This is a genomic window from Coriobacteriia bacterium (genome assembly GCA_030652115.1).
Lineage (GTDB): Bacteria > Actinomycetota > Coriobacteriia > Anaerosomatales > Anaerosomataceae > UBA6100.
This window is the reverse complement of record JAUSBK010000010.1, coordinates 192,736-211,664: the sequence shown is the minus strand read 5'-3', so window position 1 is coordinate 211,664 and position 18,929 is coordinate 192,736. Positions and strand designations below refer to the sequence as shown.

Sequence of the window (18,929 nt, the reverse complement as noted above, 5' to 3'; positions counted from 1 at the left end):
CCGCACATGGACGAACTCACCATCGGCACACGCACACTCCGCCTCGTAATCGACGACATCACGCGCCAGCACGTGGACGCGATCGTGAACGCCGCGAACCCCGGGCTGCTCGGCGGCGGCGGCGTGGACGGCGCCATCCATCGCGCCGGTGGCTCCGCCATCTACAACGAGTGCAAGGCGATCGTGGCCCAGCGGGGCTCGCTGTCGCCGGGGCAGGCCGTGAAGTCCGGTGGCGGCCATCTGCCGGCGAAGCACCTCATACATACCGTGGGCCCCGTGTGGCACGGCGGCGGGGCAGGGGAGGCCGTCACGCTCGCGAGCGCGTACCGCGAGAGCCTGCGCGTGGCCGAGAGCTACAGTCTGCGCACGATCGCGTTCCCGTCGATCTCGACCGGCGCGTACGGCTATCCGCTCGCCGAAGCCGCGGAAGTCGCGCTGGCCGAAGTGAAGCGCTTCCTGCGCGACGAGGCGCGTTCGGTGCGTGAGGTAACGTTCGTGCTCTTCGACGAGCGAACGTATAGCGCGTACCGTGCCGCGCTTAACGATCTCCGCTGATCGCCCGGCGCGCCGGCGCGGTGAGCTCCGAACCCTTGCACGTCCGATTCGAACGCTATCTTGCATCACCAACTAGCATGTGATACAAGGTAGTTGGCAGTACCAATCACTTCGGCAGGACGGACGAGAACGCCACATGGCCGCCGAGCGCGACAGTCGGGTCTCGCAGTTCCGAAAGGGCGCGCTCGAGCTCGTCATCCTTGCGCTGCTGGACTCCGGCGAGCTGTACGGCGTGGAGATCGTGGACCGCCTCGGCGAGCACGCGGGGCTGGAGGCGAGCGCGGGCACGGTGTACCCGCTGCTCTCACGCCTCAAGAAGGCGGGGTCGGTCGAAACCACCTGGCGCGAATCGCCGGTGGGGCCGCCGCGCAAGTACTATCGGCTCTCCGCGCAGGGCAAAGGCGAGCTGGCGGAGATGAGCGCCTCATGGCGCGATCTGTCCGAGACGGTCGAACGGCTGCTCACGAGGGCCGAGGGCGATGACTGAGCCGAGCACGATAGCAGGATTCGTGACCGCCGTCGGCGCAGATCTGGCCGGGCTCCGGAGCCGCGACCGTGACGAGGCGCTCGCCGAACTCCAGTCGCTGCTTGCCGACGATGCGGCGCGCGTGGGCGAGGCGGCCGCGGTGTACGCGCTCGGCGACCCGCATGAGTACGCGCGGAGTATCCGCGAGGCGCTCGGCGGGTCGGGCGGGGAGCTGGACGACGCTTCATCGCAGCCGCAGGGCCGGCTGCTCGGGATGCCGTACGACTTCCGTGGCGCCTCGGTCGACCGGATCAGCAGCCGCATGTGGAATCCGGCAGATCCCCACATCTTCACGCCGCGCCTCTTCGGCCTGGGCTGGACCATCAACTTCGGCGCGCTCGCGGTGAAGCTTGGCTTGCTTCGGCCGGACGACGTGGGCGATGAGCTGTTCGAGCGCATCCCGTCGGCCGCCGTGTGGATAGCGTTCGCGATCCCTGCGGTGATCGCCACCGCGACCGCGGTGCTCATGGCGGTGTCGTGGAGCTCGCTTCCCGCCGAGGTGCCGGTGCACTGGGGCCTCTCCGGAGCACCGGACGACTGGGCGTCGAAGGCGTTCTCGTTCGGGCTCGTGGCGGTGCTCACCGTGCTTCCCGTTGCGATCACCGACGTCCGCGCGCTGTGGCGGCGCGTTCCCGCGCGTAGCCTCGTGCTCTCGTCGGCCGCACTCGGCCTGATCGCGCCGCTCGGCCTCGGCCTCACGATCATCACCGTGGCCGATGCGGACGGCGGTGCCAGTGGCAACCTCATCGTGGTGCCGATCCTCGTAGGACTCGCGCTCTCGTTCCTGCTTCTGTACGTGCCTGTTCGTTTGGGGCTGCGCGCCGACTGGCGTGCGAGCCTCAACGATGATCGAGAAGGGAACTGATGATGGGTACGCAAATCGCATGGGGCGACATTCCGGCGGGGCTGCAGATCGGGCTTATCGCGCTTGCCGTGGTGCAGATCGGCGTGGAGGTCTTCGCGCTGTTCAAGCTGTTCCGGACGCCGGATGAGCAGCTCGTCTTCGGCAAGAAGTGGCCATGGGTGATCATCATCCTGTTCGTGAACCTCGTCGGCGCGATCGCGTTCCTCGCGGCCGGTCGCAAGCCCGCGGCTGCGGTGGACCCGCTGTCTACGGCTGCCGAAGGCGCACCTGCCGCCGGTGACCGCGCCGCGCGTGCGGCCGACGTGCTCTACGGCAGTGGAAGTGACGCCGAGTGAGCGCTGCAATCGAGATACGCGGCCTCACGAAGGCCTACGGCGAGAAGCGCGCGCTCGATTCGGTGGACCTCACGGTGGCCGAAGGGTCGGTCTTCGGGTTCCTCGGCCCCAACGGCGCGGGCAAGACCACCACACTGCGCATCCTGACCGGGCTTGCGCGGCCCACGTCGGGTGAGGCCCGCGTGTTCGGCCGCGACGTGGTGAGCGCCACCAATGCGGTCCGTGCCGACATCGGCTATCTGCCCGACGTCCCCGGCTACTACGGGTGGATGACCGCGCCCGAGTTCCTGCGCTTCGCGGGGAGGCTCTTCGGCATCGATGCCAAGACGCTCGACGCGCGCGTGGAGGCACTGCTCGACCTAGCCGGCCTTGCGGACGTGCACGCCAAGATCGGCGGCTACTCGCGGGGCATGAAGCAGCGGCTCGGCGTGGCGCAGGCGCTCATCAATGCGCCCAAGCTGCTGATGCTCGACGAGCCGACCTCCGCGCTCGATCCGATCGGGCGCAAAGAGGTGCTCGAGATGATCGGGTCGCTCGGCGGGAGAACCACCGTGTTCTTCTCCACGCACATCCTCGCCGACGTGGAGCGCGTGTGTGACACGGTCGCGATCCTGCACGAGGGCCGCGTGGTCACACAGTCGCCGATCGACGAGCTCAAAGCGCGCTACGGCGCCTCGCGGTTGCTCGTTGAGGTCACCGAGGGCGCCCACGAGTTCGCCGAGCGATTCGCCGCCGAAGCGTGGGCGGGCGAGGTCACCCGTGTGAATGGCGGCGCGCTCTCGATCTCGGTGAGCGATCTCGAGGCCGCGCGTGTGGCGATCCCCGCGGCGGTTGCCGAGCGGGGCGTGGGTCTCGTGCGGCTCGAGGCGGGCGAGGTCTCGCTCGAAGAGGTCTTCGTGGACCTTGTGGGAGGTGAGGCGTGAGATGAACGGATTCACGGCCTTCCTCGGCAAGGAGCTCCGCGAGATCCTCCGCACGTGGCGCATCTGGGTGCTGCCCGGTATCGTGCTCTTCTTCGCGATCTCCGGTCCGCCGCTCGCCAAGATCACCCCCGAGCTCCTCGGCTCGCTCATGACCGACCAGCAGCCGGGCGTGGTCATCCAGCTCCCGGACCCGACATACGTGGACGCGTACATGCAGTGGACCAAGAACCTGTCGCAGATGGTGCTCTTCGCGGTGATCATCATGTTCGGCGGCATCATCTCCTCCGAGACGAAGTCGGGCACCGCGGCGCTCGTGCTCACCAAGCCGCTCTCGCGCACGGCGTTCGTGCTCGCCAAGTTCGTGTCGCAGGCCGCGCTCGTGGCGGTGCCGGTCATCGTCGGTGCGCTCGCCACCTGGGGGATCACCTACGCCATCTTCGCCGAGGCGCCGCTTGGCCCGCTTGCCGAGGCCACCGGGGTGTGGCTCCTGTTCGCCCTCATGTTCGTGGCGCTGATGGAGCTGCTTTCGGCGGCGCTCGACTCGCAGGCGGGAGCAGCGGGAATCGGCTTTGGCGCCTACATCCTTCTCAGCCTGGCAACGCTGTGGGCGCCGATGCTCGACTACTCGCCGGCCGGGCTGGTGGGCGCGCCGTCGAACCTCGTGATGGGCGAGGCCGCATCGCTCGGGTGGCCGATCGTGACCACAGTCGCGGTGATGGCGCTCTGTGTGGGCGTCGCAGTGCTCGTGTTCCGCCGAAGGGAACTCTAGAGGCTTACTCGCGGGCGGGGCGTGATGCCCCGCCCGGAGCATCAGATGTACGTCAGCGCGAGGTCGTCGAGTGTGACGTGGTCGGCCTCGACCTCCGAGATCGCCCGCCACACCTCCCGCAGTCGCGGGTTGGTAGCCCGCTGTGCAAACTCGGCGTAGAGCGCCGTGGCGCGGTTCTCGCGCTTGAGCGACTCCTCGATGTCGGTCTTCCAGGAGTCGGTGGTCTCGCTCGGGGCGAGCAGGTCAGTCGGCTTGTGCACCTTCGCGAGCTTGCAGAACACGCTGCAGTGCTCGGCCTCCACTTTTGCCAGACGCTTGTACGTGGCCCGCAACGTGTCGTTATCCTTGCGCCCGGTCATGCCGAGGTAGAACCGGGTGTTCGAACGCTCGATCTCGATCGAGCTCTCGAGGTCGGCGCGCTCGGTCTCGGTGACCGTGATGTCGTTGATGTCCTCAGGGTATTTCTCCGGCGCCTCGAGGAACTCGGCCTTCACGCCGCAGAACGGGCAGTTCTGAGGCGCTTCGTAGCCAAGGTAGACCTCACCGCAGATGCGGCAGCGGTAGATGTGAAGCTGCATGGTCGCGTCCTTTCGTCGAGCGTATCAGGGCAGGCCGAGCGTATCGGCGATCTCCATGCCGAAGTCGCGGGCCGCGTCGGGGCCATTGGCGGTAACGATGGCGCCGTCCACCTCGACCGGCCTGCCGGTCCAGATGGCGCCGTGGGCAACCAGGTCCGCGCGCTGGCTGCCGAACGCGGTAGCTCGCACGCCCTGGAGCAGTCCGGCGCGGGCGAGGATCGAGGGCGCGATGCAGATTGCGCCGAGGACGCGGTCCGCCTCAAGGGCCCGCCGCGCGAGCCGATGGGCGGCCGGGTCGTCGAAGAAGACCTCGGCGCCGCCGCCGCCCACGAACACGACCGCATCGTAGTCGGCGGCTTCCACTTCGGCGATCGCCACCGTTGCTTCGGCGGTCATGCCGAGCTTGCCGTGGCAGATGCCCGGTGTGCGGCTGGCAGTGATCACCTCGGCGCCGCGCGCTTCGAGCACGGCTTTGGGCTGGGAGTACTCCTCGTCCCGGAAGATCGCGGGCGCGATCACCATCAGTACGCGTGCCAAAGGAGGTCACCTCCGTGGGAAGCGGTCACCTCCGATGATACCCGTAGCGGGTGACACGCAGGCGTGGGTGAGGGCGGGCGTGCGGGAGTCCCGCGCACATGCCACGTGAACGTCCGGGTGGGCATGACAGCGCACCGCCCCCCGCCTATACTTCGGCCATACGAAGAGGGTCCGCGCGATACATGCCGTCGTGGTCCTGTTCGGGTATCGCACCGCGGCACAGGAGAGCGTGTGACACAGGCGCCACTTTCGGTAGCGGAACGCCCCGTCAGTCCAATGGTGGTCGCCGGCTTCGTGACGCTCGCGGCGTGCTTCGTGCTGGCCCCCTCGGTCGCTCCCGTCCCGTCCGTCGGGGCGGCGGTGCGACTGGCTGCGTATGTTCTGCCCGCCGTTCTCGCGCTCGTCATGTCGCTTCGAGTGGCAAGGCGACTGCGGTCCTCGGAGCGTCGTGTCTGGCTTGGCATCGCCGTCGGCGCCGGCGGGTTCGCGCTCTCGACGCTCGCGGCATCTTCCGAGGTGATCGGTGGTGTGGTTCCGCCGTGGCCATGGCTTTCCGCCCTCGGGATCCTGGGTGGGGCGTTCGTGACGCTGGTTGCGACCCTGAGTATCAGCGGGTTCCGCGTGGGTTCGTGGGCGGTTGTGGTGCGCCATGTGGTGGATTTCGTGGCGGTTGGCGTGCTGGCGTACGTTGCCGGCTATGCCTTCGTGTGGCGGCACCTGGCCGCGCTGTATCCTCCGTCGGTTCCGGCCGAGGTCACTGTGGTCGGTCCGCTGTTCTCGGTACTCGGGCTCGGCATGCTCGCGGGCATGCTCGTCAACTACGCCGGACGCAAGTTGCGGAAGCGTTCCCGGTGGGGTTCGTTCATCGCTGTCGGGCTGGGGCTTGCGGGCGGGGCTCTGTTCTTCTGGCCGCTGTGGTATCTCGGTGCGGTCGTGAGACCGGCGCTGGTGTACGACGACGCAGTGCAGTTGTTCTGGATGGCCGGCGCCTACGCGCTGTTCGTTGCGGGGCGCGAGCGGCTGGCTGCTCCTGCCGACGGGCGCGACCTCGCCGGAATGCCGCGGATGCGCCCGCGCTCGCATATGGTCCCGGGCATCATCGTTCCGGTCGTCTACACGGCGCTCATCCCCCTCTTCTTCTGGCTCGCGTTCAGCCGACCCGAGGGCGGGCAGGAAGCATCCGTCTACCTCGGAGTCGGCGTCACCTTCGCGATCGTTCTTGCCGCTCGCTCGGCGCTCACGGCCATCGAGAACGGTCACCTGTTCAGTCGCGCGGTGAGCGACCCCGTGACGCAGCTGCTCGGTCACCGGTACTTCCACGAGCGATTGGCCTGCGAGCTCGACCTGGCCGAGCGACACCGTGAGGAACTCGGCGTGGTGGTCATCGACATCGACGACTTCAGCCGGGTGAACAGCGTGTGCGGCCATGCGGGCGGAGACACATTGCTGCGGGCGCTCGCCAGTGAGTTCGCCGCGTGTTGCAGAGCCTCGGATACCGTGTGTCGTCTTGGCGGAGACGAGTTCGGCATGATCCTACCGGACGCGGGGGAGCGAGGCGTGCTCGAGGTCTGCGAGCGCATTCGCAATCGCCTCGGCGGCGTGAAGACGCCCGATGGACGACCGGCAACAGCATCGATGGGAGTTGCGCTGTACCCGCGAGATGCCACGGTGGTGGCCGAGCTGCTGAGACGCGCGGATGGCGCGCAGTACTGGGCCAAGTATCACGGCAAGAACGCGGTGGTGTTCTACGACAGCGAGGTCGTGGAGGCCCTTGATGCCGACGAGCGCATCCGCAAGTTGGAGGAGCAGTCGGAGCTTGCGGCGGTGCGGGCGTTGGCCGCCGCTGTTGACGCCCGCGATTCCGCGACGCAGTACCACTCCCGCAATGTTGCCGCGCTTGCCGTGCGCGTTGCCCAGTCCCTCGAGCTCTCGCACGACACCACCCGGCTGCTCGAGGTGGCTGCGCTCCTCCACGACGTGGGCAAGATCGCCGTGGCCGATGCGATTCTTCGGAAGAAGGGCGCCCTCACCGCCGCGGAGCGACGTGACATTGAGGAGCATCCGGCACTCGGAGAGAAGATCCTCGCCTCGAACCGGTTCGACGAGATACTGCCGTGGGTGCGGGGCCATCACGAGCGGTGGGATGGCGCGGGTTACCCCGACGGCCTCGCCGGGGAGGACATCCCTCTTGAGGCTCGCATCCTCGCCCTATGCGACGCCTACGACGCGATGACCTCCGAGCGGCCGTATCGCAACGCGCTCTCGACCGACGCCGCGATCCAGGAGCTGGATCTGTGCATCGGTACCCAGTTCGACCCCGCACTGGCCGACGTGTTCATACGGATGGTCAGCGGGACCCGTCGGAGCGATAGGCGATCATCACGCATGCCGCACGCTGCAGCGGGCCCGGATCCGCAGAGTGCGCTTCGCTGAACGCGCGCACCTCGCCGGGTGAGCGGTAGGCAGAGCCCACCGCATCTTCCTCTGCGTCCAGTCTAATGGCAGGACCCTAGAGTGAGCGGCTCAACCGAAGTGGACTCCAACGACTTTGCATTCGGCCAGAACCTCAGCCAGCCGTAGCATCCGTCCTACTCGTTCCCCTCTGCTTCCTCGAACGCGCCGACTTCCCAGGTGTCGACGACCGCGGGGTCCTCGTAGTAGGCCGCGATGAACGCGCGCACCTCGCCCGGCGAGCAGCCGTACGCGTCCTTGAGGTCCTTGAGTGCCGAGTCCATCTCACTCTCAGGCACGCCGTAGACCTGCGTGAACACGCTTGCCGGGATGCCGCTCGCCTCGACGACCTCGGACAGCGGCGTGCTGCCCTTGATGAGAGCGGTGTCGAACGGCAGGCCTTCGATGCTGCCGCCGGTGCCCTCACCTTCGCCGGAGCCCTGACCGCTTTCGATCTGGTCGCGCAGTGAGGCGACCTTCCAGTCGAAGTTGTCGGTCACGGTGGCACCCGCTACGAGCACCGCGAACGTCCCCACGGCGAGCACACCTGCGGTGACGGGGGAGAGGCCCTTCTTGCCGCGTGCGCTCACCGCGAGCGTGTCCGCCACAGGGCATGCGCTCACGCATTCGCCGCAGTCGATGCACTCGGGGCTGGTGACGGTCTCCACCTCGGAGACGATCACGTTCACGGGGCACGCCTTGTCGCACGCCTTGCAGTCGATGCAGGTCTCGGTGTTACGCCGGACCTTGAAGATACTCACCTTCGAGATGAGGCCGAGGAACGCACCCATCGGGCACGCGTACTTGCAGAAGAAGCGGTCGTAGACGAGCGATCCGGCGAGCGCGATCACGAGCACGGCGAGGCCGATGCCGTTCTCGGTGAGCAGCTCGGCCGACGTGAGGTGGTTGTACGCCACCCACGGGTCGTAGGAGCGGATCACGAGCTCACCGGCGTTCCAGGTGAGCAGCAGGACGGCGGCGAGCACCACGTACTTGAGGTAGCGCGCGGGGCGGTCAAGCACCTTGGGCATCTCGAGACGCCGCTTGAAGAGCTTGCGCCCGATCCCGCCGAAGAGCTCTTGCAGGTAGCCAAGCGGGCAGATGCGCCCGCAGAACGCGCGTCGGAAGACGAGCGCGGTCACCACGGCCGCAACGAGCAGCGCCACGCTGGAGGCGGCGATCTTCTTGATGAGCCCGGTGCCAGCGATGAGTGAGAACAGCGTCTCGAGCCCACCGAAGGGGCACAGCGCGTCCACGCCAACGGGCTTGCCAACACCCACGACCTGGTGCAGGTACCCGAGCACGGTCACGAGTACGAGCACGGCCGCAAGCACGGTCCAACGGACAATGCGTGCCGTGGCGCGGGGGCCCTTAGGGGCCTTCTCGACGGCCATTCTGCCTCCTGTGTCGGCTGCCCGGCTCCGTGCCAGGCGTCGGCGTGCGTATACCCTACTAGGTATGCAGCATCATCGTGTAGTGAACATGCCGAAGTTGTGTGCGTCAGATGGAGATGGGGGCGGCCCGTCGCCGCAGCGCGGTAACGCTACTGCAGCGCGGTCGTGATCGCCGCGTACGTACCCGCGCGGTCGTGCAGGCCCTCCACCACGAGCCGGTCGAGGGCGGCGAGAGCGTTGTGCTGGTTGGCGAGGTCGTTGCGCCGATCGGCCGCTGTGTTGAACTCGTCCACGAGTGCGTTGTACTCGGGCACCGCGGCATTGTACTCGGCGGTGCGTCCACTCGACCTGAGCGAGTTGAGTTCGGCCTGTGCGGCTGCGAGTTCCGCCTGCAGGCTGGCGAGTTCGGCATCAGCCGCATCGATCTGCGACGCCAGATCCGCTGCGCGCGCAATCGCTTCGGTGCGGCCGTCGAGGATGCCCCGCACGTCGTCACCGGCGGTGTAGGCAAGCGTGCCGCCGTCCACGCCGAACACGCGTGGCTCGCTGGTGAGCGTCACCCCGCTGCCAAAGCTGTCCGGCACCATGCCGATGAATCCTTCGGCGGTCGTCTCCACGAACGCGTAGCCGGTGTCGAGGTAGCCGATGTCCTCCGAGCGGATGCCGAGCGCCACGTGCTGTTCGGGCTCGAACATGAGGATCGCCACGTCGTACCCCTCGCGCGAGAGCAGCCCCGCGAGCAGGAGCGTCTTGTCGTCGCAGTCGCCGGCTCCGTCCACGAACGTCTCCACCGGGAACTTGGGCTCGAGGTCGACCGGGTCGGTCTGGTAGGCGAGCGACTGCACGTACACGGTCATGAGCTCGCCATACCGGTCGGCATCGAGTCCCGCGTTGTCGCGCACCTGCCTGAGCGCTGCGAGCAGCGAGGCGTAGAATTCCTCCTGGTGCTCTTCGTTGATGAACGCCGGCCAGTAGTCCTCGATCCAGTCGTTCTCGCGCGCATTGCCGAAGCGAGTGACGGTCTTCTCGGCGGCCACCGCACCCGCGTACAGGCTGCCGTCCACGGTCACGTTGAGCGTCACCTGTTGTCCCTCGAAGACGAACGAGTGGGTCACGGGGATGTCGTCGGTGACCGTCTGGTCGAGGGTTATGGACGGGTAGATGACGCCTTTAGGCAACCCGACCGAGCAGCCCGCGAGCAGGGCGGGCAGCAGCAGCGCGATCACGAGCGTTCGGCGCACAGAGGGCCTCCATCGGAGCGGATGAGAGTGCGTGCAGCAACACCGATGCCGAGCATACCCGAACGCGAGCTACTCGCGATGGGGTACCTTCACTTCTGTCCGGTCGTCGTCGCGAGGAGCCGCGCTATGTCCGCACGTTTCGGGTTCGTTCCGGTCGTCCCGCCGTTTGCCGGCGCCGGTCAGGAAGAGGCCGTCGTGGCCATGTACATGGCGCAGCTCGAATCGTTCGGCGGCGTGCGGTGGCATGCCGGGGACTTCGGCGATCCGGATCCGCTGTGCTTCGTGATGGCCACCGGCGGCACCGAGCGCGCGCTCCTCGATCTGCACGAGCAGCGTGAGGCGGCGCACCCCGGCGAGCCGGTGCTGCTCGTGGCGCACCCGGGCAACAACTCGCTGCCGGCGTCACTCGAGGTGCTCGCGCGCCTGCACCAGGACGGCGCACAGGGGCGCATCGTCTACCTCCGCGGTCCCGACGACACCGAGGGTCTCGCCGCGCTCGAGAGCGCGCTGCACGACCTGCGTGTGCGTGCGGCGCTCCACTCGGCGCGGATCGGGCTTGTGGGTGCGCCCTCCGACTGGCTGGTGGCAAGCTCGCCCGACCCTGCGGTGGTCGCCGAAGTGTGGGGCCCCGAGGTGGTGCCGATCCCGCTCGACAACCTGACCGCCGCGATGGATGCCGCTGCCGAGACGGACGTGGAGGCGGGCGTGGCTTCGCTTTCGCGTGACGCCACCGAGACGCTCGAGCCTTCGGCGGATGACCTCACCGCGGTTGCGCGCGTCTACGAAGGCCTGCGCGCGCTCGTGGCCACACACCGGCTCGACGCGCTCACGCTTCGCTGCTTCGACATCGTGCTTGAGCGCGGCACGAGCGGCTGCTTCGCGCTCTCGGAGCTCACCGACACCGGCGTGATTGCCGGCTGCGAGGGTGATCTCGTGAGCACGGTCGGCCTGATGTGGGCGCAACTGCTCACCGGCCAGACGCCGTGGATGGCCAACCCCTCGGGGATCGACGAGGAGGCCAACGCGCTCTTGCTCGCGCACTGCACCGTGCCGCGAACGATGGTGGACGCGTACCGCCTGCGCTCACACTTCGAATCCGGCCTCGGCATCGGCATCCAGGGGATGTTGCCGCTCGGGCCGGTCACGTTGCTGCGCATCGGCGGCTCGATGATGGACGCGCTCTGGCTTGCCGAAGGGGAGATCGTGGCCACTGGTGACGCCGAGAACCTGTGCCGCACGCAGGTGCGCATCGCGCTCTCACGTGGCGACGTGAGCGACTTGCTCTCCTCGCCGCTCGGCAACCACATCGTGCTCGTCTACGGCCACCATGCGGACAGGCTCGCGACCTGGTGGGAGAGCATGCTGTGACGGACTGGGCGCCTCCGAGTACCGTGCTACGTAGTCCTCGCCGGGGGCCCCCGCGGCGCGTTCGGAGGACATGCCTCCTCGGCGCCTTCCCCGGCTGCGGAGTGACTCCGCTTAGGTCTGGCCATCCCGCGCGATTGTCGCATCCTCATCCAGCACTCGTCGCTCGTGAAGAACCATTGTGACGGTGACCGAATCGGGATCCCTGCGGTAGATCAATCGGTAGGGGCTGATGATCAGCTCGCGGATGTCCTTGCGTGCCGCTTCTGGGACAACGCGGCCCAGATCGGGGAAGTCGGCCAGGTCTGTCGCGGAGTCGAGTATGCGATCGAGCCACTCGGCCGCGACCTGCGGCTTGTCCCGCGCGATGAAGGCCATCGCCTCATCCAGCTGCGCGTACGCATGCTCGGTCCACGCGACTCTCACAACCCGTACTTCTCCCTGATGCGGCGGACGACATCTTCGTGGGCGATGACCTCGCCCGCGGCCAGCTGAGTCTCAGAGATCGCCAAGTGGCGGAGGAGCTCGTTCTCAGCGACGAGATCCTCAAAGACCTGAGGATCCAACAGGACCGCCGCGCTCCGCCCATGCTGCGTGAGGATGAGTGGACGTCTCGTCGAGCGCACGTGTTCGATGATCGCCGAGGCATTGGCCCGGAACTCGGTCACGGGTCGGACGTCAGTGGAAGGTCGGAGCTGGGGCATGAGGCACCTCCAAGATTGCACACTAGTACGTACAGGTTAACGTATTTGAAACCGTATGTAATCTAGAGTATAGCGGTCCTGGGCGCGATGAAGCGCGAATCGAATCTCTAGCCGTCTTCAGCTTGCGTCTTGACTGCGGCGGCAGTATTCTCGGGAGGTAGTACCTATAAGGTAGTACCCTGGGAGCGCGCCATGGCCAAAGTGAACGTCTACATACCCGATGACCTGCTCGAACACGTGGACGCCGACGCGCTGGCACTCGGACGGAGCCGCAGCTCCATCGTGCAGGAGGCGTTGGCCGAGTACGTCACGTCGCGCGCTGGTGACAAACGGCGTGCCGGCGTGGAGCGCGCCATCGCCATCGCCGACGAGGTCGCGGCCATGTGGGCCGACAACGACATGATGCCCGAGGTCAGCGCCAGCGAGTTCCTGATCGGTTTGCGCCACGCCCCTGACGGCGCAAGTGACGCAGAGGTCATTCTGCGGATCATCGAGGAGCGTTCGGGCGGTTCGGATGCCTAGTCGGCTCGTCGTGCTTGACGCATCTGTCGGCGTGAAGTGGTTCACTCTGGAGTCCGGTCGCGCGGAGGCACTCGCGCTGTTGCACGCGGCGGCCGAGGGTGAGGTGACCCTCGTCGTCCCGGATCTGTTCGTGTACGAGGTCCTTCGCACCGTGAAGCGCAAAGCGGGCGATGTGCCGGCTCGCCGTGCGGCTGAGCTCTTCTCCACGGCCGGGATGGTCACCGTTCCGCCGGTTGCCCATGTGATGCGAAGGACGCTTGATCAGGCAGCCGCACTCGGATGCGACGTATACGACGCCTGCGCTCCAGCGATCGCCGCGATGCTGGATGCGGAGCTCTTCTCGGCCGACAGGCGGGCACATGCCGCGTTCCCCGGCGTCACGCTGATCGAGTAGTACTTGTGGGTTCGAGGGACTGCTTGGGAAGGCCTCGGACGCGGGTCGGGGTGTCCCGTACGGAGTCACTCCGCAGCAGGGGGAGGCCGAACGCGGCGCGGGCGAGCGCCGCGAAGGCCGAGGGCCCCCTGCGAGGACTACGCAGTACGGGACACCCGGGCCCGCCGGTTACTCGTACTTCTCGAGGATCGCCGAGATGTCCCTCGGCTCGGATGCATGCTTCCACATCGGCCGGTCGAGTTGCGGCAGGCCGTCTTGGTAGGTGAACGAGTCCTCTTCGCGGTAGAACACGCCGATCGGGATCTTACACTCGTCCGGCGCGCAGGTGAGCTCGTGGAAGGTCGACATCGATACGTCGAACGCCTGCGTGCGGTTCGTCGGGTCGTAGCCTTCGGTCTCCTCGAGCTTGTAGACGCGATCGCGGAACCACTTGAAGGTGTTGATCTTGTTCCAGGTCACGCAGGGCTGGTAGACGTCCACCACGGCGAAGCCCTTATGGGCGAGTGCCTGCCGGTAGAGGTCCTTCAGGTGTTCCACGTCGCCCGCGAAGCCGCGTGCCACGAAGGACGCGCCCTGCGCCACCGCTACGCCAACGGGGTTCACCGGCTCCTCCACCACGCCGCCCGGGGTGCTCGGCGTCTTCATGAACTGGTCCGAGGTGGGAGAGGCCTGCCCCGTCGTGAGGCCGTATATCTGGTTGTTGTGGAAGATCGCCACCATGTTGATGTTGCGGCGTACCGAGTGGATGAAGTGGTTGCCGCCGATGCCGTAGCCGTCGCCGTCACCCATCTCCACGATCACCTTGAGGTCGGGGTTGGTGAGCGCGATGCCGGTCGCGAGCGGGAGCGCGCGACCGTGCAGGCCATGGAAGCCCTGTGAGCGGTAGAAGTCGGCGCCGTTGCCGTGGCAGCCGATGCCCCACACCATCACGTAGTCCTCGAAGCGCATGCCGCTTTCGGCGAGCACCTCGGAAAGCGCCTTCTGCATTTGGAAGTTGCCGCAACCGGGGCACCACGTGGGCGCCAGCGCGCCGGTGATCTCGGAGACCTCAGGCATTCTCGGCCACCTCCTTCAGCTTCTCGTAGACCATCTCGGGCGAGAACGGCCGCCCGTCGTAGCGGTGGAGCGTGTCCTCCACGTCGCGCAGGCACTGTTCACGCACGAGCCCCTGCAGCTGCCCGGTGTAGTTGCCCTCCACGATCAGCGTGCGCTTGGCCGCGCCGAGGAACACCGATACGTCATCGGCGGGGAAGGGCCAGAGCGTCACGACCTGCATGGCGGCCACCTTCACGCCATCGGGTTCGATCCAGCGCATCGCCTCGAGCACGGGACCCTTGGTGGTTCCAAAGAAGAGCACCGCGACATCAGCCTCCGCGGTATCCGCGCCAAACAACGCCGGTCTCGGCACGAGCGTGCGAGCGAGTTCGAGCTTGCGCATACGCTTGTCGTTCTGGGCTTCGCGCATGTCGGCCGACTCGCCCGCGGAGCCGTAGCCGTACTCATCATGCTCGTACGAGTTGCCGAGCTGGATTGCTCCGGTCACACCTGGCAGGACGCGCGTCGAGACGCCGTAATCCGTGAGCTTGTACCTGAGGTAACGTCCAGCCTCATCTAGAGCGTCAGGGTGGTCCGCGACGTCACCTTCGGCCACGAGCTTCCCTCGGTCGACTGCAACCGCCTCAAGGTCGAAGTACGGCACCGTCTCCCGGTTGTCAGACAGGTAGCTGTCGCCGAGGATGACGACAGGCGTCTGGAGCTGGTCGGCGAGGTTGAACGCCCTCCAGGTTAGTTCGAAGGCGTCGGTGCGGTCGCCGGGGGCGAGCACCACACGAGGGAACTCGCCCTGCGCGGCGTGGAGCACGTAACGCAGGTCGGACTGCTCGGTCCAGGTGGGAAGACCGGTCGCCGGTCCGGGGCGGGTGAACACGCCCACGACGACGGCACTCTCGCTCACCGCCGCCATGCCGAACGCCTCCACCATGAGTGCGAAGCCGCCGCCTGCGCTCGCGCACATCGTTCGGGTGCCGGTGAAGGCCGCGCCCACGACCATGTTCATCGCGGCGATCTCGTCTTCGGTATGCTTCACGACCACACCTGCGTCGCGCTCGTGCGCCGCCATGAAGTGCAGCAGCGACGAGGCGGGGGTCATCGGGTAGGCGGCGTAGAAGCCGATGCCCGCTGCGAGCGCGCCGAGCCCCACCGCCTCGTTGCCGTCCACCAGGAGCCGCTTTGGTGCGTCCGGATTGGGCTCCACGCCCATCCAGAAGTCCCCGGCGAGCTTGGCTACGTAGCCGTATCCGACGGTTGCGGCCGCCACGTTCTGTTCGGCGATCTCGGGTGCCTTGTGCGCGAACTGCGCGCGCAGCGAGTCCACCAGAAACTCGAGCGGGAAGTGTACGAGCGCGAGCGCCGCGCCAAGGGCGACGGTGTTCGCCATGATCGGCCCGCCGGCTTCCTTGGCGAACTTCGCGAGCGGTACCGGCACCGGGCGGACCTTCGAGTTCGGCAGCCATCCCTCGGTTGAGGTGCTCTCGGGATCGAAGATCACCGCGCCGCCCTCGATCATCTCGTCGAGGTGACGGTCCACGGTCTCGCGGTTGAGCGCTATCAGCACGTCCACAGTCTCGACGTGGCTTGAGATGGCCGTCGGGCTGACCCTCAAGGTGTACGTGTTGTGCCCACCGCGGATGAGCGACGGATACTCGGTGAGGTCGAAGACCTCGAGCCCGGCGTCTACGAACGATCGGGCGAGCATCTGTCCGGCGGCCTTGATGCCAAAGCCCGCCTCGCCGCCGATCTTGATGCGAAGCTCGCTTCCTTTGGGCGGAAGTGGCACGGTGACGCCTCCTTGCAGTTCGGGAGCGGGTACGAAACGGTTTGTACCCCGGGCGGCGAGTTTGTGCCCCGCGCTGCTACTGTCGCATACTGCGGGGGTCGGGAGGAGGTGCCGCAGTGTCAGCCGAGAAGAAGACCGTCGTCGTGGGCGTGACCGGCGGCATCGCCGCGTACAAGACGTGCGAGCTCGTGCGTGCGCTCGTGAAGCGCGGCCATCGTGTGAAGGTCGTGATGACCGAGGCAGCAACGCGCTTCGTCTCGCCGCTCACGTTCCGCACGCTCTCGGCGGAGCCCGTCACGGTATCGATGTGGGCGGACGAACCGGACGCAAAGGTACATCACATCTCGCTCGCCGAGGAGGCCGACGTGATGGTGGTCGCGCCCTGCACCGCCAACGTGATGGCCAAGCTTGCGCACGGGCGTGCCGACGACATGCTCACAACGACCGCACTCGCGACTGAGGCGCCGCTCGTTATCGCGCCAGCCATGAACGTCCACATGTGGCGCAAGGACGTCACGAAGCGCAACGTGGCCGCGCTTGTGGCACGCGGCGCCGTGATCGTGGATCCCGAGCGCGGCGAGCTCGCCTGCGGCGACGTGGGCGAGGGGAGACTCGCACCGGTCGAGACCATCCTGGCGGCGATCGAGGCCGAACTCGGCCGCTCGCGCGACCTGGTGGGGAAGCACGTCCTCGTGACCGCCGGTGGCACGCACGAGCCCATCGACCCGGTGCGCTACATTGGCAACCACTCCTCGGGCAAGACCGGTTTTGCCATCGCCGAAGAGGCCGCGCGGCGCGGCGCCCGCGTCTTCCTCGTGACCGGCCCGTCGCACCTGCCCGATCCGTTCGGCTGTGAGGTCGTGCGGGTCCAGACGGCGCTGCAGATGCGCGCCGCAGTGCTCGCGCGTGCGGATGCGGCCGACGCGATCGTGATGTCGGCGGCAGTGGCCGACTTCCGGCCGGCGACGGCGGCCGTCGACAAGATCAAGAAGACCGACGCGCCCGGCGCGATCGAGCTCGAGCGCAACCCCGACATCCTTGCCGAACTTGGCGCGCGCGGCGGGAGGGCCGTGCTCGTGGGTTTTGCGGCCGAAACGTCCGATGTTGAAGCCAATGCGAAGGCGAAGCTCGTCGCGAAGGGCTGCGACCTCATCGTCGCGAACGACGTGAGCGACCCGGCGCTCGGCTTCGGCACCGACGACAACAGCGTCGTGGTCGTGAGCGCAGATGGCGTGGAGCCCCTCGGCGTTTTGCCGAAGCGCGCGATCGCTCGTGCGATCGTGGACCGGGTGGCGACGTTGCTCGGGGGCCGGCGCGCCGAGTGACCGGGTCGCAGCTGTACATCCACTCAGGGACTGCGTTCCTCGCCGCGGCTGCGCTCGCGGCGGTGCTCGCCATCCACGGCTGGCTCACGGGTGCCGCGCGTCGCACGATCCTCTCGCGCCTCTTTGGCGTCTTCTACGCAGCGCTGGTCATCTCGATGACGCTGCTGCCCGTCGAGATCGGTCCGCCCGGATCGGGAGTGGAGCTCGATCCCCACTGGCGCAATTCGATCAACCTCGTGCCGTTCGAGACGATCCAGCTCTATCTGGCGAGCGATCTTGGCCGAATCGCGTGGGAAAACCTCCTCGGGAATCTCCTCCTGCTCGTGCCGCTGGGCGCGCTCGGCCCGGTGGCGTGGCGCAAGCTCGACGGCTGGAAGCGCGTCCTGGCCGCTGGACTGGCCATCTCGCTCGCCATCGAGGGCCTTCAGTTGGCGAAGTGGTTCGTGGACGTGCTCGGGCGGACACGTTCGGTGGACATCGACGATGTCATCCTCAACGCAGCGGGGGCGCTTCTCGGCTATGCGCTTCTGCGCCTCGTGCAGCCGATTTGGCGTCGGCGGCGGCGCAGGAAGGCCGAAGCGGGCTGATCAGGCCCCTGCATGGCAGCCGCGCGCATCTCCCGTGTGGAGTTCGTGTGGATTCCGCCCGCTCAAAGCCTCACCAGGCCGGCTTGGCATCGGGCTTGCGTAGGGTACACGGCTGTCGCAGGCGTATTCCCGCCTTCGGCAGGGACCTGTTCCCGGCCTTTGGAGGCCCATGAGTTACCAGCGTAGAACCGCGCTTACGGCGTTCACCGCACTGATCATGACCGCGCTCCTGGCGCCGGCAGCCGCTCAAGCCGCCGTGCTGCCTCCCGAGAGCGCAACAACCACTCCCACCCCGACCGTCGCTTCGCTGACCGCTGAGTCAACGACCGCGTGTATTGCGGAGTCGCGGGCGGTCAACTCCCTGGAGTGGCACGACGCGCGGCTCGATTCCGCGCGCGATCGACTTGCCGGGGCCGAGGCCCGGCGGATCCGCAACGCCATCGCAAACGAAGTCTCGACTCTCGTGGCTGATCGGGCTGAGCTCGTGGCCGAGGTCACCGACGCGCGTCGCGAAGCCGACGAGGCGCAGGCCGCCCTCGCCGAGGCGCAGGCCGCCCTTGCCGAGGCGCAGGCTGCGGAGGCTGCACGTGTACGCGCCGAGCAGATCGCCGCTTGCGGCCTCTTCCCGGTGGCCGGACCGAACGAGTACATCGACAGCTGGGGCTTCCCGCGCAGCGGCGGCCGCAGGCACAAAGGTACCGACATCATGGCCACCGCTGGCACACCGCTCGTGGCGGTCAAAGACGGCACGGTGACCTCGGGTGGCAGCAGCCTCGGCGGGATCACGCTGTGGCTCGAGACCGACGACGGCACGCGCTACTACTACGCGCATCTGCAGTCGATCGAGGTCGGCTCAGGGCGCGTCGTGGCCGGGCAGGTCATCGGGTACGTCGGCAGCACCGGGAACGCGAGCGCGAGCGCGCCGCACCTTCACTTCGAAATCCATCGGCCGAGTGCCGTGAACCCCTATTCCGAACTGCAGCTGATGGTGCGTTAGTGCGACAGCGTGCGGTCCGGCGCTT

21 protein-coding genes are annotated in these 18,929 nt (G+C 67.4%); 13 read left to right on the top strand and 8 right to left on the bottom strand.

The window, feature by feature from the left end; genetic code table 11:
* Positions 1 to 6 precede the first annotated feature (6 nt).
* From Q7W51_08980 to Q7W51_08955, 6 genes are all read left to right on the top strand, one after another.
* Positions 7 to 555 carry an O-acetyl-ADP-ribose deacetylase gene (locus Q7W51_08980; GenBank protein ID MDO8848502.1) on the top strand — a complete coding sequence of 183 codons (549 nt, stop codon included), beginning with the start codon at positions 7 to 9 and terminating at the stop codon, positions 553 to 555.
* A 136-nt stretch (positions 556 to 691) separates the two neighbouring features.
* Complete coding sequence (locus Q7W51_08975) at positions 692 to 1,042, top strand: PadR family transcriptional regulator (protein ID MDO8848501.1); 351 nt, start codon at positions 692 to 694, stop codon at positions 1,040 to 1,042.
* Complete coding sequence (locus tag Q7W51_08970; GenBank protein MDO8848500.1) at positions 1,035 to 1,946, top strand: DUF1648 domain-containing protein; 912 nt, start codon at positions 1,035 to 1,037, stop codon at positions 1,944 to 1,946. Before Q7W51_08975 ends, Q7W51_08970 begins: the two co-directional genes overlap by 8 nt.
* On the top strand, positions 1,946 to 2,281 hold the full coding sequence (locus Q7W51_08965) for a PLD nuclease N-terminal domain-containing protein (protein ID MDO8848499.1): 336 nt from the start codon (positions 1,946 to 1,948) through the stop codon (positions 2,279 to 2,281). Before Q7W51_08970 ends, Q7W51_08965 begins: the two co-directional genes overlap by 1 nt.
* Positions 2,278 to 3,204: an ABC transporter ATP-binding protein gene (locus Q7W51_08960; protein MDO8848498.1), complete on the top strand. Its 927-nt coding sequence runs from the start codon at positions 2,278 to 2,280 to the stop codon at positions 3,202 to 3,204. Before Q7W51_08965 ends, Q7W51_08960 begins: the two co-directional genes overlap by 4 nt.
* Position 3,205: 1 nt before the next feature.
* A complete protein-coding gene (locus Q7W51_08955) occupies positions 3,206 to 3,973 on the top strand; it encodes an ABC transporter permease subunit (protein MDO8848497.1) in 768 nt (255 codons plus the stop codon).
* Between the two features lie 41 nt (positions 3,974 to 4,014).
* Here Q7W51_08955 and Q7W51_08950 read toward each other — a convergent pair whose 3' ends face one another.
* A complete protein-coding gene (locus Q7W51_08950) occupies positions 4,015 to 4,551 on the bottom strand; it encodes a hypothetical protein (GenBank protein ID MDO8848496.1) in 537 nt (178 codons plus the stop codon).
* A gap of 24 nt (positions 4,552 to 4,575) precedes the next feature.
* Positions 4,576 to 5,088 carry a DJ-1/PfpI family protein gene (locus Q7W51_08945; GenBank protein ID MDO8848495.1) on the bottom strand — a complete coding sequence of 171 codons (513 nt, stop codon included), beginning with the start codon at positions 5,086 to 5,088 and terminating at the stop codon, positions 4,576 to 4,578.
* A gap of 231 nt (positions 5,089 to 5,319) precedes the next feature.
* Between Q7W51_08945 and Q7W51_08940 the strand changes: the two genes are divergently transcribed.
* Entirely contained in the window at positions 5,320 to 7,521 is a 2,202-nt protein-coding gene (locus tag Q7W51_08940; protein ID MDO8848494.1) for a diguanylate cyclase, read from the top strand.
* A gap of 155 nt (positions 7,522 to 7,676) precedes the next feature.
* On the opposite strand, the gene Q7W51_08935 is transcribed toward Q7W51_08940, so the two are convergent.
* Both Q7W51_08935 and Q7W51_08930 read right to left on the bottom strand, forming a co-directional pair.
* On the bottom strand, positions 7,677 to 8,933 hold the full coding sequence (locus tag Q7W51_08935; GenBank protein ID MDO8848493.1) for a 4Fe-4S binding protein: 1,257 nt from the start codon (positions 8,931 to 8,933) through the stop codon (positions 7,677 to 7,679).
* A gap of 149 nt (positions 8,934 to 9,082) precedes the next feature.
* Entirely contained in the window at positions 9,083 to 10,174 is a 1,092-nt protein-coding gene (locus Q7W51_08930) for a hypothetical protein (protein ID MDO8848492.1), read from the bottom strand.
* A gap of 126 nt (positions 10,175 to 10,300) precedes the next feature.
* On the opposite strand from Q7W51_08930, the gene Q7W51_08925 reads away from it, so the two are divergent.
* Positions 10,301 to 11,542 (top strand): hypothetical protein, encoded by a 1,242-nt coding sequence (locus tag Q7W51_08925; protein ID MDO8848491.1) that lies wholly within the window; start codon positions 10,301 to 10,303, stop codon positions 11,540 to 11,542.
* A 111-nt stretch (positions 11,543 to 11,653) separates the two neighbouring features.
* Here the strand turns inward: Q7W51_08925 and Q7W51_08920 are convergent, their stop codons facing one another.
* On the bottom strand, positions 11,654 to 11,965 hold the full coding sequence (locus Q7W51_08920) for a type II toxin-antitoxin system RelE/ParE family toxin (protein ID MDO8848490.1): 312 nt from the start codon (positions 11,963 to 11,965) through the stop codon (positions 11,654 to 11,656).
* Complete coding sequence (locus Q7W51_08915; protein MDO8848489.1) at positions 11,962 to 12,243, bottom strand: type II toxin-antitoxin system Phd/YefM family antitoxin; 282 nt, start codon at positions 12,241 to 12,243, stop codon at positions 11,962 to 11,964. Before Q7W51_08915 ends, Q7W51_08920 begins: the two co-directional genes overlap by 4 nt.
* A 192-nt stretch (positions 12,244 to 12,435) precedes the next feature.
* Between Q7W51_08915 and Q7W51_08910 the strand changes: the two genes are divergently transcribed.
* Both Q7W51_08910 and Q7W51_08905 read left to right on the top strand, forming a co-directional pair.
* A complete protein-coding gene (locus Q7W51_08910; protein ID MDO8848488.1) occupies positions 12,436 to 12,765 on the top strand; it encodes a ribbon-helix-helix protein, CopG family in 330 nt (109 codons plus the stop codon).
* Positions 12,758 to 13,159, top strand: a complete 402-nt coding sequence (locus tag Q7W51_08905; GenBank protein MDO8848487.1) for a type II toxin-antitoxin system VapC family toxin — start codon at positions 12,758 to 12,760, stop codon at positions 13,157 to 13,159. Before Q7W51_08910 ends, Q7W51_08905 begins: the two co-directional genes overlap by 8 nt.
* Before the next feature lie 168 nt (positions 13,160 to 13,327).
* On the opposite strand, the gene Q7W51_08900 is transcribed toward Q7W51_08905, so the two are convergent.
* Positions 13,328 to 14,215, bottom strand: coding sequence for a thiamine pyrophosphate-dependent enzyme (locus Q7W51_08900; GenBank protein MDO8848486.1), 888 nt, complete (start codon positions 14,213 to 14,215; stop codon positions 13,328 to 13,330).
* Positions 14,208 to 15,995, bottom strand: coding sequence for a 2-oxoacid:acceptor oxidoreductase subunit alpha (locus tag Q7W51_08895; GenBank protein ID MDO8848485.1), 1,788 nt, complete (start codon positions 15,993 to 15,995; stop codon positions 14,208 to 14,210). Before Q7W51_08895 ends, Q7W51_08900 begins: the two co-directional genes overlap by 8 nt.
* Before the next feature lie 116 nt (positions 15,996 to 16,111).
* Here Q7W51_08895 and coaBC point away from each other — a divergent pair, with 116 nt between their 5' ends.
* The 3 genes from coaBC to Q7W51_08880 all read left to right on the top strand — a co-directional run bounded on the left by coaBC (position 16,112) and on the right by Q7W51_08880 (position 18,904).
* Entirely contained in the window at positions 16,112 to 17,320 is a 1,209-nt protein-coding gene (gene coaBC / locus Q7W51_08890; GenBank protein ID MDO8848484.1) for a bifunctional phosphopantothenoylcysteine decarboxylase/phosphopantothenate--cysteine ligase CoaBC, read from the top strand.
* Positions 17,317 to 17,907, top strand: coding sequence for a VanZ family protein (locus Q7W51_08885; protein MDO8848483.1), 591 nt, complete (start codon positions 17,317 to 17,319; stop codon positions 17,905 to 17,907). The genes coaBC and Q7W51_08885 overlap by 4 nt, the downstream gene beginning before the upstream one ends.
* A 169-nt stretch (positions 17,908 to 18,076) precedes the next feature.
* Complete coding sequence (locus Q7W51_08880; protein MDO8848482.1) at positions 18,077 to 18,904, top strand: M23 family metallopeptidase; 828 nt, start codon at positions 18,077 to 18,079, stop codon at positions 18,902 to 18,904.
* The last annotated feature ends 25 nt before the right edge of the window (positions 18,905 to 18,929 follow it).

Bases quoted from the DNA above. Each gene is read 5' to 3' on its own strand.
- Q7W51_08935 (MDO8848493.1), bottom strand. From the start codon at position 8,933: ATGGCCGTCGAGAAGGCCCCTAAGGGCCCCCGCGCCACGGCACGCATT.
- Q7W51_08900 (MDO8848486.1), bottom strand. From the start codon at position 14,215: ATGCCTGAGGTCTCCGAGATCACCGGCGCGCTGGCGCCCACGTGGTGC.
- Q7W51_08965 (MDO8848499.1), top strand. From the start codon at position 1,946: ATGATGGGTACGCAAATCGCATGGGGCGACATTCCGGCGGGGCTGCAG.
- Q7W51_08880 (MDO8848482.1), top strand. From the start codon at position 18,077: ATGAGTTACCAGCGTAGAACCGCGCTTACGGCGTTCACCGCACTGATC.
- Q7W51_08910 (MDO8848488.1), top strand. From the start codon at position 12,436: ATGGCCAAAGTGAACGTCTACATACCCGATGACCTGCTCGAACACGTG.
- Q7W51_08975 (MDO8848501.1), top strand. From the start codon at position 692: ATGGCCGCCGAGCGCGACAGTCGGGTCTCGCAGTTCCGAAAGGGCGCG.
- Q7W51_08950 (MDO8848496.1), bottom strand. From the start codon at position 4,551: ATGCAGCTTCACATCTACCGCTGCCGCATCTGCGGTGAGGTCTACCTT.
- Q7W51_08925 (MDO8848491.1), top strand. From the start codon at position 10,301: ATGTCCGCACGTTTCGGGTTCGTTCCGGTCGTCCCGCCGTTTGCCGGC.
- Q7W51_08905 (MDO8848487.1), top strand. From the start codon at position 12,758: ATGCCTAGTCGGCTCGTCGTGCTTGACGCATCTGTCGGCGTGAAGTGG.
- Q7W51_08970 (MDO8848500.1), top strand. From the start codon at position 1,035: ATGACTGAGCCGAGCACGATAGCAGGATTCGTGACCGCCGTCGGCGCA.
- Q7W51_08980 (MDO8848502.1), top strand. From the start codon at position 7: ATGGACGAACTCACCATCGGCACACGCACACTCCGCCTCGTAATCGAC.
- Q7W51_08915 (MDO8848489.1), bottom strand. From the start codon at position 12,243: ATGCCCCAGCTCCGACCTTCCACTGACGTCCGACCCGTGACCGAGTTC.
- Q7W51_08955 (MDO8848497.1), top strand. From the start codon at position 3,206: ATGAACGGATTCACGGCCTTCCTCGGCAAGGAGCTCCGCGAGATCCTC.